Annotated in this window: 1 protein-coding gene; it reads right to left on the bottom strand. The window is 71.3% G+C overall.

The features are described 5' to 3' along the window. The coding region (locus B4M60_RS00340) for a proton-conducting transporter membrane subunit (RefSeq protein ID WP_291079375.1) at window positions 1-761 on the bottom strand (761 nt) is incomplete at its 3' end. Window positions 762-957 lie beyond the last annotated feature (196 nt).

Below are 957 nucleotides of genomic sequence, written 5' to 3'. Positions count from 1 at the left end.
AGATACGCGCTCACCGGGGTGGTGGCGGCCATGGCGTCGGGCAGCCAGAAGTGGAACGGGAACTGGGCGGACTTGGTGAACGCGGCCACGGCCACCGCCACCGCCACCGCGACGGTGAAGCCCGGGTCCGTGGCCCATACCTCGTGGGCCAGCGCCTGGGAGATCGACGTCGTCCCGGTCCGCAGCCAGATCGCCACCACCGCGGCCAGGAGCACGAGCCCGCCGACGAACGTCACGGTGAGCGTGCGCAGCGCGGCGGGGAACGCGGTCCGGCCGGAGTTGGCGATGAGCGCGAACGACGCCAGCGACGTCAGCTCCCAACATATGAAGAGCAGGACCAGCGAGTCGGTGAGCACCAGCCCCAGCATCGAGACGGTGAACAGGGTCATGAGCTGGAAGAAGCCGTAGTGCTGGATCCGGCGGCCGACGCCGGTGGCGGCGTCCGGGATGGTCCGGTCGAGGTACGACGACGAGTAGATCAACACGATCGCGCCGATCACCAGCGCGAGCATCGCGAAGAGCAGCCCCGTGGGATCCGCGACCAGGTCCAGGGTCCAGCCGCGGGCGGGGACCCAGGGCAGATGCAGGACCCGGGCGGGCGATCCCGAGCCGAGGAGCGAGATCTGCGGCAGGAGGGCGACCGCCCCGAGGAGGTAGAGCGCCGCGAGCGGCCACCCCGCACCCCGGCCGAGCCACCGCGTGAGCGGCCACGCCAGCGCCGTCGCCAGACCAGCCGCGGCGATCGCGAGGAGGGGGCTCATGGCTCCTTCCTGCGGCAGGGTTGCTGGGGAGGGGTCTCGATCGAGTGTGGGGCGAGTCTAGCAATCGACTCCGACCGCGAAGTCGGGACGTGCCGGGTGACCTGCGGGAACCTCGCTGAACTGCGGCTACGATCCGCACATGACCCCCTCGGAATGGTCGGCGGACAGCGGCACCCCGGCAGGCGGCACCTCGCCG

Origin of the sequence: Dietzia sp. UBA5065 (assembly GCA_002415925.1) — a bacterium.
GTDB lineage: Bacteria > Actinomycetota > Actinomycetes > Mycobacteriales > Mycobacteriaceae > Dietzia.
Note: the sequence above shows the minus strand (reverse complement) of the source record. Positions and strands in the feature narration are given on the sequence as shown.